Source organism: Mycobacterium sp. 2YAF39, assembly GCF_052114565.1.
Classification (GTDB): domain Bacteria; phylum Actinomycetota; class Actinomycetes; order Mycobacteriales; family Mycobacteriaceae; genus Mycobacterium.
This window is the reverse complement of sequence record NZ_JBFREZ010000007.1, coordinates 211,131-225,265: the sequence shown is the minus strand read 5'-3', so window position 1 is coordinate 225,265 and position 14,135 is coordinate 211,131. Positions and strand designations below refer to the sequence as shown.

The window sequence follows — 14,135 nt, the reverse complement described above, 5'->3', positions numbered from 1 at the left end:
ACCTACTGGCACCAGTGCTGGCTCAAGCCCGGGCAGCGAAGTGCATCTGCAGCCGCCGCTGCCGATGCCCGAACAATGCGCGGACACCTATCGCGATAATGGGTGTCAGCATGCGCAGGGGAAGCCGCAATTGGAATGTGAGGCGGTCGCGCACAATGGTTTCGGCGTCACCGCCCGGGTTGAGGGTGCGCACGTGGCGCCAGCTGCGCATGGACATCATCGTCGACTGTTCGTCGAATCCACGGCCAGGCCACAACTCGGCGATCATCAGGTTGTCGTAATCGAACGGGATGATCCCGAACAGCTTCATCCAGCAGCGGCCGACAGGCGTGCCGATCGGCACGGTGTCGACGGTCAGATCCGCGGCGCCGCGCGGCATGGACATCGTCATCCACGGCCGCAGTTCGTCATTGATGCCCTCGGGTGTGACCACGCGGGCCCACACCCGGTCGGCGGGTGCGTCGATGACGGTCTGCCGTTCGATGATCATGGCTGTTCCAACGTATCTGACGTCATCGCGCGGCGGTGCGATACCTGCTGCTACCTTGACCGAAGGTGTGCCGGGAAGTCTGGTCGGCAGTCGATGAACGGCGACCAGGAGGCGCACAGTGAGCAATCCACTCAGCCGTCGCCTCCTGACCCGCGGTTCATGGACGGAGGCCAGTCGCCTGGCCGAGATCCTCCGCAGGGAAACCGTGGGCGGCGTCCTGCTGCTGATGGCCGCGGGCGCGGCGCTGGTCTGGGCGAACTCACCCTGGTCGCGCGGCTATGACGCGGTATCGGATTTCGCGTTCGGGCCAGTCCCGCTGCATCTGCACCTGAGCGTCTCGGCATGGGCCGCCGACGGACTGCTCGCCATCTTCTTCTTCGTCGTCGGTGTCGAACTCAAGCGTGAGTTCGTCGCGGGTGATCTGCGCGATCCGCGTCGTGCCGCGCTACCGATCCTCGCGGCGGTCGGCGGTATGGCGGTGCCTGCGGCGACCTTCATCGCAGTCAACCTGATGTCGGGGCATCCGGAGAACGCCGTCGGGTGGGCGGTCCCGACGGCCACCGATATCGCATTCGCGGTGGCGGTGCTGGCGGTGTTATCGACCCATCTGCCGAGCGCGCTGCGCACGTTTCTGCTGACGCTGGCCGTGGTCGACGATCTGCTGGCGATCATCGTGATCGCGTTCTTCTACACCGACCACCTGTCCCCGGTGGCCCTGGCGCTGGCGCTGGTGCCAGGCGGACTGTTCGCTCTCGCCGTTCAGCGTGGGGTGCGGCACTGGTGGCTGCTGATCCCGCTGGCTGTCACCACATGGGCACTCGTACATGCCAGCGGCGTCCACGCCACGGTCGCGGGCGTCGTGCTGGGCTTCGCCGTTCCCGTCGTCGGTCGGCACGCGTGCGCCGAGGACTTCGAACGTCGACTGCGTCCGGTCTCGGCCGGCTTTGCGGTCCCGGTGTTCGCGTTCTTCGCGGCCGGTGTGACGGTCGGCGGTTGGTCCGGCTTTGTGACGGATGTCGCCCATCCCGTCACCCTCGGCGTCATCGCCGGGTTGGTGATCGGCAAACCGGTAGGGGTGCTCGGCACGGCCTATCTGCTCGCCAGGTTCACCGGGGCGAACCTCGATGACGACCTCGCCTGGCGCGACGTTCTGGGCGTGTCGCTGCTGGCGGGGATCGGGTTCACGGTTTCGTTATTAATTGGTCAGTTGGCGTTCGGGGACGGCACGACAGCCGGTGACGACGCCAAGATCGGCGTGCTCGTCGGGTCTGTTGTCGCAGGTGTACTGGCATCTGTGGTGCTGTTGAGCCGAAACGCGGCATATCGACGCATTTACGAGATTGAGACCGAGGACACAGATCACGACGGTGTGCCCGACATCTACGTCGCTCGGGAGGACCGAACCGAACCCGGTGCGTAGACTGACGGGATGCTTGAACAGATCCGCGGCCCCGCTGATCTGCAGCAATTGACCCAGTCGCAGATGAATGATCTGGCGCAGGAAATTCGCGAATTTCTGATTCACAAGGTCGCTGCAACCGGCGGGCACCTCGGCCCCAACCTCGGCGTCGTCGAACTGACCCTTGCTCTGCATCGGGTGTTCGACTCGCCGCACGACCCGATCATCTTCGACACCGGACATCAGTCCTATGTGCACAAGATGTTGACGGGGCGTAGTCATGAGTTCGACACGCTGCGCAAGAAGGACGGTCTGTCGGGCTATCCGTCGCGCGGCGAGAGCGAGCACGACTGGGTCGAGTCCAGCCACGCCAGCTCCGCGTTGTCGTACGCCGACGGATTGGCGAAGGCCTTCGAGCTGTCCGGGCACCGCAACCGACACGTGGTCGCCGTCGTCGGCGACGGCGCCCTGACCGGTGGCATGTGCTGGGAGGCGCTGAACAACATCGCCGCGGCCCGGCGCCCGGTCGTCATCGTCGTCAACGACAACGGACGCAGCTATGCACCCACGATCGGCGGCTTCGCCGAACACATGGCGGGCCTTCGCCTGCAGCCCGGCTACGAGAAAGTGCTCGAGGAGGGCCGCAAGGCCGTTCAGAAGGTGCCGATCATCGGCGAGCTCTGCTACCAGTGCATGCACAGCATCAAGGCCGGTATCAAGGACGCGCTGTCGCCGCAGGTGATGTTCACCGATCTCGGCCTGAAGTACGTCGGTCCGATCGACGGTCATGACGAGCATGCGGTGGAGAGCGCGCTGCGACATGCGCGTGGTTTCAACGCGCCCGTGATCGTGCACGTCGTCACCCGCAAGGGCATGGGGTACGCCCCGGCCGAGAACGACGAAGCCGACCAGATGCACTCGTGCGGCGTCATCGACCCCGAGACGGGGCTGGCGACATCGGTGCCCGGCCCCGGCTGGACGTCGGCGTTCGCGGACGCTCTGATCTCCTACGCCGCACGGCGCCGAGACGTCGTGGCCATCACCGCCGCGATGCCCGGCCCGACGGGCCTGTCCGAGTTCCGGAATCGATTCCCCGACAGATTCTTCGACGTCGGAATCGCCGAGCAGCATGCGATGACGTCGGCCGCGGGTCTGGCGATGGGCGGCCTGCATCCGGTGGTGGCCATCTACTCGACGTTCCTCAACCGGGCGTTCGACCAGATCATGATGGACGTCGCGCTGCACAAGCTGCCCGTCACGGTGGTGTTGGACCGCTCGGGCGTCACCGGTCCGGACGGCGCAAGCCACAACGGCATGTGGGACCTGTCGATGCTGGGCATCGTCCCCGGCATGCGGGTGGCCGCGCCTCGTGACGGTGTCCGCTTACGTGAGGAACTCGGCGAGGCGCTCAACATCAAGGACGGACCGACCGCCATTCGCTTCCCGAAAGGCGATGTCGGCGAAGACATTCCGGCGATCGAACGCCGCGACGGCGTCGATGTGCTGGCCGTACCAACCGATGGCCTGTCTGACGACGTTCTCGTGGTCGCGGTCGGACCCTTCGCGGCGATGGCACTGGCGGTCGCCGAACGGCTGCGGAACCAGGGCATCGGCGTCACGGTCATCGATCCACGCTGGGTGCTTCCGGTACCTGCGGGCGTGGGGGAGTTGGCGGCCGCGCACAAGCTGGTCGTGACCATCGAGGACAACGGCGTGAACGGCGGCATCGGGTCGGCGGTGTCGGCGGCGTTGCGCCGGGCCGAGATCGACGTGCCCTGCCGCGATGTCGGGTTGCCGCAGGAGTTCTTCGCACAGGCGTCGCGCGGTGAGGTGCTCACCGACGTCGGGCTGACCGACCGCAACGTCGCTCGCCAGATCACGGGCTGGGTCGCCGCACAGGGCGCATCGGCCGCACCCGAGCGCGAAGTCAGCCAGCGCTTCGACTGACCCGCTCGTTCGCGGCCATCTCGCCGGTGTCGGGACGGCTCAGTGTCACGCGGCCGACCTCCTCGAGTTCGGTCTGACCGCGGGGCTGCTCGAAGTACACCTGTGCTTTGCGGCCGTCGACCTGCAGTGTGGCAATAGTGTTTCCGAACAATGGACCGCAGGTGTTCGTCCACGTGACGGGCAGTGGTGGTACCCCGTGCCGACGCGCCCACCGACCCGACAGCCCTGACATCCGCTCCGACCATCCGAGCCTGAACGCCGGTTTGACGAACCCGGGAACGTAGTTGTGCACGGGCGAGCACACCAGTTGATGCACCGCTGCGCGCACCGGTCGGTCCGATTCCGGGGCGGTCAGGTCGGCGCGGGCGGCGTAACTGTGGTGCACGTCGCCGGAGAGCACGGACACGGTAGCCGGGCCGGACTCATGGTTCCCCACGCGCACGATCAGTTCGCTCAGCCGCAGGAATGACTTGATGAATGCGGGCCAGTGCTCGAAATCTCCTGCGCGCCGGAGCTTTTCGCCGAGGCGGCCCCGCCGGCCGGGGCGGTCGGCCATGCGCTCGTTCACCGATTGCAGATCGCCGATCACCGGCGGCAACAGCCAGGGCAGAGACGATGCGAGCAGCAGATGGTCGATCTCCTCGAGGCGCTCGGTCGCGTTGTCTTCCAGCCACTCGAACTCGCGGTCGCCGATCATCATCCGCTGCCCGGAATCCAGTATTCGTCCATTGCGCGAATCGACCATGATGAGCCTGCTGCGTCCGAGGTCCCACCGATAGCTGAACCGGATGCCCTTGTTGGAGTCGACTTCGTAGTCGGCCCGGTCGGCCAGATCCTTCAGGAACGGCCAGGTGTCACCGTCGATGGTCAGCAGGTGTTGGTAGTCCTCGTTGTCGGCCAATTCCTCGGGGCTCAGATTGCCCAGATGCTGATACACCCAGTACGAGGCCAGGCCGGCCTGAATGCGGTCGCGCCACCACGGTTTCTCGTTCACCTCGATGCGCCACGACTCGGAGGTGTTCCAGTCGTCGCGAATGTCGTGATCGTCGAAGATCATCGCGGTGGGAATGGTGGACATCAGCCACCTGATCTCCGGGTCGCCCCACGAATGGCAGTACAGCCGTTCGTATTCGGCGAAACTCACCACCTCATCGGGTGGACGCTGGGCCTGCTTCTTGAGGCGGGTCCGACGGCCGGCGACTCGGCGACGCGTCTCGGGGGTCAGTTCGTCGGCGTACAACTGGTCGCCGAGCAGGATCAGCGCGTCCGGCCAGTCGCTGACGGGTTGTCCCGCCATGCGGTCGGCGTAGCTGTCCAGCGCATCGAGGCCCAGTTTCGAGTCGACCTTGTCGTCGTCGGTCTTCGGGTAGCGACATGACCCGAAGATCGCGCGGAGGCGCGCCGTCGATTCCGGCCCACGGGTCCAGATGATGCTGCGGGGAAACCGTGAGTCCGGCAGCGGCCATACCTGCTGGCCGTCCACGCTGACCTCGTATTCGGTGACGGTGTCCGGCGTCAGTCCGGTCACCGTGATCAGGGCGAAATGGTGGCCCTGCACCTCGAACGTCGGCGCCGAGCAGCCCAGGATCTCCACCGTGCCCGCATGCTCGGTCTGCACCCAGATCAGGGCAGTGGTGTCGGAGACGTGCCGCAATGCGGGGCCGAGCAGCAGGGTCACCACTTCACCGTAGGGGAGTCTCGGCGAGACTGGACACATGGATGCTGAACTCGACCGGTGGAAAGCCGCCGGCCAGTACTTCGACTACCTGGGCTTCGACATCTTCTACCGGGTCGAACGGCCGCCTTTCCCTGGGGCGCCGAATCTGCTGCTCGTTCACGGCTATCCGTTCAACTCGTGGGACTGGTCGCTGATCTGGCCCACCCTCATCGAACGGTTCACCGTCATCGCGCCCGACATGCTCGGCATGGGTTTCTCGGCGAAGCCCGTGGCGTACGGCTACTCGGTGCACGATCACGCGGACATGCACGAGGCGCTGCTTGACCATCTGAACGTCGGGCAGTGCCACATGCTCGCGCACGACCTCGGTGACTCGGTCGGGCAGGAACTGTTGGCCCGCAGCGAATTCGGCCAGCAGGCCTATGGATCGGTGAACTATCAGTCGGTCACCTGGCTCAACGGCGGGCTGTTCAACGAGGCTTACACGCCGCGCACCATGCAGAAGCTGATGTCGGGGACGCCGCTGGGTGATCTGATGAGCCCGCTGCAGGGCAGCCCGCTGTCGCGGCGGATCGTGGAGCCCACGATCAATGAGATGTTCGGCCCGAACACCAAGCCCTCACGTGAACTGATGGGGCGGTTCCACCAGATCCTCGAGTACAACGACGGCAAACGGGTGTTGCACAAGGTCGGACGGTTCATTGGCGATCGGTACACGCACCGCAACCGGTGGGTGCGCGCCATGCGTGAAACCGCGGTGCCGATGCGGCTCATCGACGGACCCATCGACCCCAACTCCGGAGCGCACATGGCGCGTCGGTACGCCGAGGTCATTCCGGATGCAGATGTCGTGATGCTGGCCGATGACATCGGTCACTGGCCGCAGATCGAAGCCCCGGACGCAGTACTTGAGCACTTCCTCGCCCACGTCGACCGCGTCGGCTGAGCTCCTTACTCTTCCGGCGCCGCGGGGTCGGGGTAGAGCGCCTCGGTCAGCGCCGGGTCGGTGAGGTCGCGCTGCCACTGCCGCACCCCGGCCGCCCGCAGAAACTCGTCGATCGCCGACGCGGTCTCTTCTGAGGTCGCAAGCGGCTGCCAATCCCAGCAGAGCCGGCGCACGATCTCTGGGGTGATGAGGTTTTCGGCGGGCACCGAAACCTGTTGCGACAGCTCGGCAACACGGGCTCGTGCCGCCTCCAGTCGGGCTGCCGCCTCTGGCTTTCGACGTGCCCATCGCGACGCGGGGGGAGGGCCGGTGGACGGCTCCGCGGATGTGGGCGGGTCGTCGGTGGTGCGCGCGCGGGCCAGCGCCTCCAGCCACACATTCGCCGAGCGGCGTTGTCGCGAACCGCCGAATATCGGTAGCGCCGTGAGCTTCTCGACTGTATCGGGGTCGACGGTGGCGGCGTTGACGATCGCCGCGTCGGGCAGGATGCGTCCGGGCGCGATGTCGCGGCGTTGCGCGATGTGATCGCGCGTGGTCCACAGTTCACGGACCGCTGCCAGCGCGCGGGCATCGCGGATCTTGTGGATGCCCGACGTGCGCCTCCAGCGGTCGCGTCGTGTCGGCATGGCCTCATACATACGCAGATGATCGAATTCCTGTGCGGCCCAGTCGGTCTTGTGCTGCTCCTCGAGCACAGCGGCGATGGCGTGACGCAGGTCGAGCAGCACTTCGACGTCCAACGCGGCGTAGTTCAGCCAGTCCGCAGGCAGCGGCCGTTTCGACCAGTCCGCGGCGCCGTGGCCCTTCATCAATTGCAGGCCCAGGAGTCTCTGCACCATCGCGGCGAGGTTCACCTTGTCGTATCCCGCCAGCCGGCCGGCGAGTTCGGTGTCGTACAGCTTCGTCGGCCGCATGCCGATCTCGGCCAGGCACGGCAGGTCCTGGTCGGCCGCGTGCAATACCCACTCGTCGGTGGCGAGCACCTTGGCTACCGGAGCCAGGGTCGTGAGCGGATCCTCGCCGTGATTGACGGGGTCGATCAACACCGTCCCCGCGCCGGCCCGGCGAATCTGCAGCAGGTAGGCGCGATTCGAATAGCGGAAACCGGAGGCGCGTTCGGCGTCGACCGCGAAAGGGCCGTCGCCGGATGCCAACAGCTCGGCGGCATCTGCGATCTCGCGTGCGCTGACGGCCAGTTCGGGGACGCCGTCGCGCGGCGCGAGCAGCGGAGTGGCTTCGGGTTCGTCCTCCGAGCCCGACTCGGGGCTCTCCTCCTGGGCGTCGGCCATCCGTCAGGCGCGCGTGCGGGAGCTCAGGTCGGTCACCCCTGTCGGGGGCAGGCCGGCGGCATGCTCGAGCACCTCGCAGAACGCCTCCACATGCGGCCCCAACTCCAGCGTGGTCGCCGTCCACGACGCCCGCAGTTCCAGCTGATGGGCGCGTGGGGGGCCGGAGATGTCGCCGTAACGCACCGACGTGGTCGCGGTGACGGTCCCACCCAGTGCGGTGACGTGTTCGTGCCGCTCCTCGAGTGCGTCGACGAGCCAGCTCCACGCGACTTCGGGCAACAGCGGATCGACGGCCTCACTGGAGTCCAGGTCGGCCTGGATGTAGGCCACCAGGCGCATCGTGCCGTCCCACGCTTCGGCGCCCTCGGGATCGTGCAGGAGGATGAGCCGTCCGAAAGCGTCCCCTTCGGAGCGTTCGGGGACGATGGCCGTCTCGGGGTGGCGAACCTCCGCGCCGAGCGCGTAGCTGTACGGCGCCAGCCGCTGAGGCGGGCGTATCGGGCCGAGCTCGATCTCCGCGCGGACGGTGGTGGCATTCATTGCCGCCACCGCTTCGCGAAATTGAGCCGGTTCGGCGGTGGTCACCGTTCGACGCTAGCCCCATTCCGCCAGGTCTGTGCGCAGGCGCGCCGATTTCGGGGGTCAAGGGGATCGTCAGTGGTCAGACGTTGTTTGCTGCGCCGATGGGCGGTCCCTCCTATCCAAAAGGCGAAATCAGGTGCTGCCGTGCCGGGAATTGGGGTGCAGCCGGGGGCTCATGGCAGCATTGAAGACGATGACCAACCGCCGTGAGCTGCCCGACTCGCCATATCTCGCCGCCGCTCGCGGCCGCAAACCGGGCCGCGTGCCGGTGTGGTTCATGCGGCAGGCTGGGCGTTCGCTGCCCGAGTACAGGGCCCTGCGTGCGAAGAACACGATGATGCAGGCGTGCTTCGACGCGGAGTTGATCACCGAGATCACCCTGCAGCCGATTCGCAGGCACGGCGTGGACGCGGCCATTCTGTTCTCCGACATCGTCGTACCGCTGCGGGCAGCGGGCATCGAACTCGACATCGTGCCTGACGTCGGACCGGTCATCGATCACCCGGTGCGCACCCGTGCCGACGTCAACGCGATCAAACCGCTTGAACCACAACAGGTCGCGCCGGTCGCTCAAGCGGTCACGAACCTGGTCGGCGAACTCGGCGACGTGCCGCTCATCGGGTTCGCCGGCGCGCCGTTCACGTTGGCCTCCTATCTCGTGGAGGGCGGTCCGAGCCGCAATCACGAGCGGACCAAGGCGATGATGCTCGGCGAGTCCGACACCTGGAACGCGCTCATGACGACGCTGACCGATGTGACGATCGCATTCCTTCAGACCCAGGTCACGGCCGGTGTGGACGCGATCCAGCTGTTCGACTCGTGGGCCGGGACGCTGTCGCTGGCCGACTACCGCACCTACGTCCTGCCGCACAGCACGCGGGTGTTCTCGACGTTGAAGGACGCCGGCGTGCCGATGACCCACTTCGGGGTGGGCACCGCCGAGCTGCTGGGTGCGATGGCCGAGGCCGTCTCCGGCCATGGCGTCCCGGCTGTCGTGGGCGTGGACTGGCGCACGGCGCTGACCGACGCCGCGGCACGGGTACCGGCCAAGACGGCACTGCAGGGCAATCTCGATCCGGTCGTCCTCCAGGCGGGCTGGCCCGTCGTCGAGCGGGCGGCACGCGCGGTCGTCGAGGACGGCCGCCGCGCGATCGATGCCGGGGCCGGCGGCCACGTCTTCAACCTCGGCCACGGTGTGCTGCCCGGCACGGACCCCGGTGTGATCACTGAACTGGTGGCGTTGGTGCATTCGTTGTGAGTGCGTCGTATTGCGTTGTCGGCGGCGGTATTTCAGGTCTCGTCGCCGCTTACCGGCTGCGGGTTTCGGCAGGTCCGGATGCATCGATCACCGTGTTCGACCCGGCGGACCGGCTGGGGGGCGTGCTACGCACCGAGCGGATCGGTGGCGAGTTGATGGACGTCGGCGCGGAAGCGTTCGTCGCCCGCCGCCCCGAGGTACCCGCGCTGCTCGCCGAGTTGGGCCTTGGTGATCGGCAGATCGGCACCACGGGGGCGCGGCCGCTGATCTACAGCCAGGCACATCTGCATCCCATGCCCACGGGCACCCTGCAGGGCCTTCCGGCGGATCCCGCGGCACTGGCCGGGCTCGTGGACGACGCGACACTGGCTTGGATTCGCGATGAGCGTGAGCGGCCTTTCAGCTGGCGTCCCGGCGCCGATCCGGCCGTCGCGGAGCTGGTCGGGCACCGGTTCGGCGACCAGGTGGTGGCCCGCTCGGTCGATCCGCTGCTGGCGGGCGTGTACGCGGGGTCGTCGGCCACCATCGGTGTTCGATCGGCCGTTCCGCCGCTGGCCGCGGCGCTGGACCGCGGCGCGCGCAGTCTGACGGATGCAGTGCGCGACGCACTGGCGGCGTCGGCGCCAGCGGTGCCCGGGTCGGTATTCGGGGCGATCGAGGGCGGATATGCGGTGCTCGTCGACGAACTCGTCCAGCGGTCGCGTATCCGGTGGGTCCAGGTCGCGGTCGAGCAGGTCAGCCGGACGCAGCAGGGCTGGGAGATCGTCGACGACGAGGGCGGACGCCACCACGCGGATGCGGCGGTGCTGGCCGTGCCCGCGCCACGGCTCGCCCGCCTCGCCGACGGGGTCGCCCCGCGCACCGCGGCCGCGGCTCGTCGCATCGACGTGGCGTCGAGCGCATTGGTGGCGCTGGCATTGCCCGGGGGCACCCCGTTGCCCGAGCAGTCCGGTGTGCTTGTCGCCGGGGGAGAACGGTTGCACGCCAAGGCGGTTACGTTGACGACGAAGAAGTGGGGACGCCGCGGCAACGTCGAGCTGGTGCGGCTGTCCTATGGCCGGTTCGGTGACAATCTGGCGGCGAACGCAGGCGACGAGGACCTGCTGGCGTGGGCCGCCCAGGACCTGGCTTTGCTGTTCGAGATGGCCGTCGAGCCGGTCGACTGCCACGTACAGCGCTGGCTCGACGCCATGCCGCAGTACGGTCCCGGCCACGGCGAACTGGTGGCCGAATTGCGCGCCGGTCTACCGCCGACACTGGCGGTCGCGGGCGCCTATCTGGACGGCATCGGCGTCCCGGCGTGCGTAGCGTCGGCGACGAAGGCGGCGACGTCGTTGATCACCGTCGCGAGAGCGACGAATAGGGCCTGAGCGCGCGTGGCACGATAGAAGTCATGGCCAAGCTCGATTACGACACCCTCAACTCGATGACGAGATACATGATGATCTCGGTGTTCTCCGTGCAACCCGAGGCATTGGGGGACGAGCGCTCCGCAGTCGTCGACGAGACCGCGATGTTTCTCAAACAGCAGGAGGACAACGGCGTCGTCGTCCGTGGTCTATACGACGTCGCGGGCTTCCGTGCCGATGCCGACTTCATGATATGGACGCACGCCGAGCGGGTCGAGGATCTGCAGGCGACCTATTCGGCGTTCCGCCGCACCGCGCTCGGGTTGGCCAGCGACCCGATATGGAGCGTCGTCGCACTGCATCGGCCCGCCGAATTCAACAAGAGCCATGTGCCGGCGTTCATCGCCGGTGAGGCGCCGGGCGACTACCTCTGTGTGTATCCATTCGTCCGGTCGCTGGACTGGTATCTGCTGCCCGACGACGAGCGCCGCAAGATGCTGGTCGAGCACGGTATGGCCGGCCGCGAGTATCCCGACGTGCGGGCCAACACCGTGCCCGCGTTCGCGCTCGGCGACTACGAATGGATCCTGGCGTTCGAGGGTCCCGACCTTGCCCGCATCGTCGAGTTGATGTGGAAGCTGCGTTACACCGATGCGCGTCGCCACGTCCGTGAGGAGACGCCGTTCTTCACCGGTCCACGCGTCGGGGTGGAAGAGTTGGTCAGCAGACTCCCGTAATCCATCCCGGTGGAAGGACCCCAGTTGACCGAGCAGAAAACCGGACAGGACAAGCTGTTCGACGCGTTGACCACCAAGGGCACCGCGTTCACTCATGCCGAGCGTCGAAAGTTCGGGCTGCTGGGTCTGCTGCCTACTGCGGAGAAGACGCTCGACGAGCAGGTTGCCCACAGCTGGAACGAGTTCTCCACGCGCCGCGAGGGTCTCGATCAACACATCTATTTGCGTGCACTGCAGGATCGCAACGAGACGCTGTTCTACCGGCTGTTGCGCGATCACATCGCTGAGACGATGCCGATCGTCTACACCCCAACGGTGGGCGAGGCCTGCCAGCGGTTCAGCGAGATTTACCGGCGGCCCCGTGGACTTTTCGTGAGCTATCCCGACCGGGAGCACCTGCGCGAGGTGATACGCAACCGACCGCACAAAGACCCCGACGTGATCGTCGTGACCGACGGCCAACGGATTCTCGGCCTCGGCGACCAGGGCATCGGCGGTATGGGCATCCCGATCGGGAAGCTGTCGCTGTACATCCTCATCGGCGGAATCGACCCGGCGCGGACGCTGCCGATCGTGCTCGACGTGGGCACCGACAACGTCGAGCTGCTCGAGGACCCCCGCTACCTTGGCTGGCGTCACCGGCGCATCGACGACGCGGACTACTACGCGTTCATCGACGAGTTCGTCGCCGCGGTCCGCGACGAACTTCCGAATGTGTTGCTGCAGTGGGAGGACTTCGCGACGGCGCACGCGCAGCCGATCCTCGCGCGCTATCGCGACAAGCTCCTCACCTTCAACGACGACATCCAGGGCACCGCGGCGGTCGCCGTTGGCGCGTTGCACGGCGCGGCGAAAGTCGCGGGCAAGCCCCTGTCTCAACAGCAGGTCGTGATGCTCGGGGCGGGATCGGCCGGCATCGGAGTGCTCGACATGGTGCACCGCGAGATGATGTCGGAGGGGTTGTCCGACGCCGAAGCCGCGGCCCGCATCTGGGTGGTCGACGTGGTGGGTCTACTCACCGACGATCGCACCGACCTGTCCGAGGGTCAGCGCAAGTTCGCGAAGCCGGTCGAGGGTGTCGCAGCCTGGGGCCTGTCGGGACCGGCACAGCTGACTGACGTCGTGCAGCACGTCGATGTCGGTGTGCTGCTGGGGCTTTCGACAGCCGCGGGGGCATTCACCGAAGAGATCGTGCGCGAGATGGCAAGCAAGACCGAGCGACCGATCATCTTTCCGTTGTCGAACCCCACCAGTCGGGCGGAGGCACACCCGGCCGAGTTGGACGAGTGGACCGACGGGCGGGCGCTCATCGCGACGGGGTCACCGTTTGCACCGTTGCGGCGCAACGGTGTCGAGCGGGCGGTGGCGCAGTGCAACAACGCCTACATCTTCCCCGCGATGGGGCTCGCCGTGACGGCTGCGCAGGCGACCCGGGTCACCGACGAGATGATGCGGGCGGCGGCCGCCAGCCTCGGTGACGCGTCTCCCGCGCTGTCGGATCCCGATGCGCCGCTGCTGCCGTCGTGGACCGAGGTGCCCGACATCGCCGTAAAGATCGCGCTCGCGGTGGGTCGGCAAGCTGTCGCCGACGGTGTTGCGCCCCAGCGCAGCGACGACGAGTTGGCCGCGCGCATCGCCGAGGTTCGGTGGGTGCCGGAATACCCGACTGGCTGAAACCGGGACATTTGCCGCAGATGCCGCTCATCATTGGTCGATGGTCATCAAGGCATTGACTGCCGCGACGCTGCCGTTGGTCGCGCTCGCGATAGCGCCGAGCGCAGTCGCGCAACCGCCGAAGGGCGCTCAGTGCCCTCCGCGGGACGGTCAGGTCATCAGCATCACCGTCGGCGACATCGACTGCGTCACCGCGTCGGACATCGCTGCCGCGTACGACCCGGCCGGCGACAAGTATCAGCAGATCGACGCTTTCACCTGCTATTCCGGCAATGCGATGACGGCACCGCTGCTCTTCACCTGCGTCGCGGACGCCGCCGACAGCACCGAGTTCGCCGTCTACCCGGCTTAGCCTTCCGCTCGCTACTCGGCGGGCACCATGCGCAGCGAGATCGAGTTGATGCAGTAGCGCTGATCGGTCGGCGTCGGATAACCCTCGCCCTCGAAGACGTGACCGAGGTGGCTGTGGCAGTTGGCGCAGATGACCTCGACGCGATGCATGCCCAGGGTGTCGTCGGAGCGCAAGATCACTGCGTCTGAGTTGGCCGGATCGAAGAACGACGGCCAGCCGCAATGGGATTCGAACTTCTCGCTGCTGCGGAACAGTTCGGCGCCGCAGGCCCGGCATTGGTAGACGCCTTCGGTCTTGGTGTCGGTGTACTCGCCGACGCCGGGCCGCTCGGTGCCTGCCTGGCGTAAGACGGCGTACTCCTCAGGGGTGAGCTTCTTGCGCCACTCGTCGTCGGTTAGCTGCAGCTTGGGGGCAGGGGTCGTCATATCTCCACG

13 protein-coding genes are annotated in these 14,135 nt (G+C 66.9%); 8 read left to right on the top strand and 5 right to left on the bottom strand.

The features are described from left to right. Nucleotides 1-22: 22 nt before the first annotated feature. Nucleotides 23-490 (bottom strand): hypothetical protein, encoded by a 468-nt coding sequence (locus AB4Z42_RS20890; protein ID WP_442011123.1) that lies wholly within the window; start codon nucleotides 488-490, stop codon nucleotides 23-25. A 118-nt stretch (nucleotides 491-608) separates the two neighbouring features. On the opposite strand from AB4Z42_RS20890, the gene nhaA reads away from it, so the two are divergent. After that, entirely contained in the window at nucleotides 609-1,910 is a 1,302-nt protein-coding gene (gene nhaA / locus AB4Z42_RS20885) for a Na+/H+ antiporter NhaA (RefSeq protein WP_442011122.1), read from the top strand. Nucleotides 1,911-1,919: 9 nt separating this feature from the next. After that, nucleotides 1,920-3,836, top strand: a complete 1,917-nt coding sequence (gene dxs / locus AB4Z42_RS20880) for a 1-deoxy-D-xylulose-5-phosphate synthase (RefSeq protein ID WP_442011121.1) — start codon at nucleotides 1,920-1,922, stop codon at nucleotides 3,834-3,836. Here the strand turns inward: dxs and AB4Z42_RS20875 are convergent. Further along, on the bottom strand, nucleotides 3,817-5,514 hold the full coding sequence (locus AB4Z42_RS20875; RefSeq protein WP_442011120.1) for an alkaline phosphatase D family protein: 1,698 nt from the start codon (nucleotides 5,512-5,514) through the stop codon (nucleotides 3,817-3,819). The two genes, dxs and AB4Z42_RS20875, sit on opposite strands and share 20 nt — an antisense overlap. 37 nt (nucleotides 5,515-5,551) lie before the next feature. On the opposite strand from AB4Z42_RS20875, the gene AB4Z42_RS20870 reads away from it, so the two are divergent. Then, the gene (locus AB4Z42_RS20870; RefSeq protein WP_442011119.1) at nucleotides 5,552-6,460 is read left to right on the top strand and encodes an alpha/beta fold hydrolase; all 909 of its coding nucleotides are present in this window, start codon (nucleotides 5,552-5,554) and stop codon (nucleotides 6,458-6,460) included. Nucleotides 6,461-6,465: 5 nt separating this feature from the next. On the opposite strand, the gene AB4Z42_RS20865 is transcribed toward AB4Z42_RS20870, so the two are convergent. Next, nucleotides 6,466-7,749: an HRDC domain-containing protein gene (locus AB4Z42_RS20865; protein WP_442011118.1), complete on the bottom strand. Its 1,284-nt coding sequence runs from the start codon at nucleotides 7,747-7,749 to the stop codon at nucleotides 6,466-6,468. 3 nt (nucleotides 7,750-7,752) lie between these two features. Beyond that, nucleotides 7,753-8,334 carry a DUF3000 domain-containing protein gene (locus AB4Z42_RS20860; RefSeq protein WP_442011117.1) on the bottom strand — a complete coding sequence of 194 codons (582 nt, stop codon included), beginning with the start codon at nucleotides 8,332-8,334 and terminating at the stop codon, nucleotides 7,753-7,755. A 190-nt stretch (nucleotides 8,335-8,524) separates the two neighbouring features. On the opposite strand from AB4Z42_RS20860, the gene hemE reads away from it, so the two are divergent. From hemE to AB4Z42_RS20835, 5 genes are read left to right on the top strand one after another with little or no spacing between them, the layout of a single operon-like run. Further along, nucleotides 8,525-9,589: a uroporphyrinogen decarboxylase gene (gene hemE, locus AB4Z42_RS20855; protein WP_442011116.1), complete on the top strand. Its 1,065-nt coding sequence runs from the start codon at nucleotides 8,525-8,527 to the stop codon at nucleotides 9,587-9,589. Further along, the gene (locus AB4Z42_RS20850) at nucleotides 9,586-10,959 is read left to right on the top strand and encodes a protoporphyrinogen oxidase (protein WP_442011115.1); all 1,374 of its coding nucleotides are present in this window, start codon (nucleotides 9,586-9,588) and stop codon (nucleotides 10,957-10,959) included. Before hemE ends, AB4Z42_RS20850 begins: the two co-directional genes overlap by 4 nt. Before the next feature lie 23 nt (nucleotides 10,960-10,982). Continuing rightward, nucleotides 10,983-11,675 (top strand): hydrogen peroxide-dependent heme synthase, encoded by a 693-nt coding sequence (gene hemQ, locus AB4Z42_RS20845; protein ID WP_442011114.1) that lies wholly within the window; start codon nucleotides 10,983-10,985, stop codon nucleotides 11,673-11,675. 24 nt (nucleotides 11,676-11,699) lie between these two features. Beyond that, nucleotides 11,700-13,349 (top strand): NAD-dependent malic enzyme, encoded by a 1,650-nt coding sequence (locus AB4Z42_RS20840; protein WP_442011113.1) that lies wholly within the window; start codon nucleotides 11,700-11,702, stop codon nucleotides 13,347-13,349. 40 nt (nucleotides 13,350-13,389) lie between these two features. Further along, nucleotides 13,390-13,701 carry a hypothetical protein gene (locus tag AB4Z42_RS20835; RefSeq protein WP_442011112.1) on the top strand — a complete coding sequence of 104 codons (312 nt, stop codon included), beginning with the start codon at nucleotides 13,390-13,392 and terminating at the stop codon, nucleotides 13,699-13,701. Between the two features lie 11 nt (nucleotides 13,702-13,712). Here the strand turns inward: AB4Z42_RS20835 and msrB are convergent, their stop codons facing one another. Beyond that, the gene (gene msrB / locus AB4Z42_RS20830; RefSeq protein WP_442011111.1) at nucleotides 13,713-14,126 is read right to left on the bottom strand and encodes a peptide-methionine (R)-S-oxide reductase MsrB; all 414 of its coding nucleotides are present in this window, start codon (nucleotides 14,124-14,126) and stop codon (nucleotides 13,713-13,715) included. Nucleotides 14,127-14,135 lie beyond the last annotated feature (9 nt).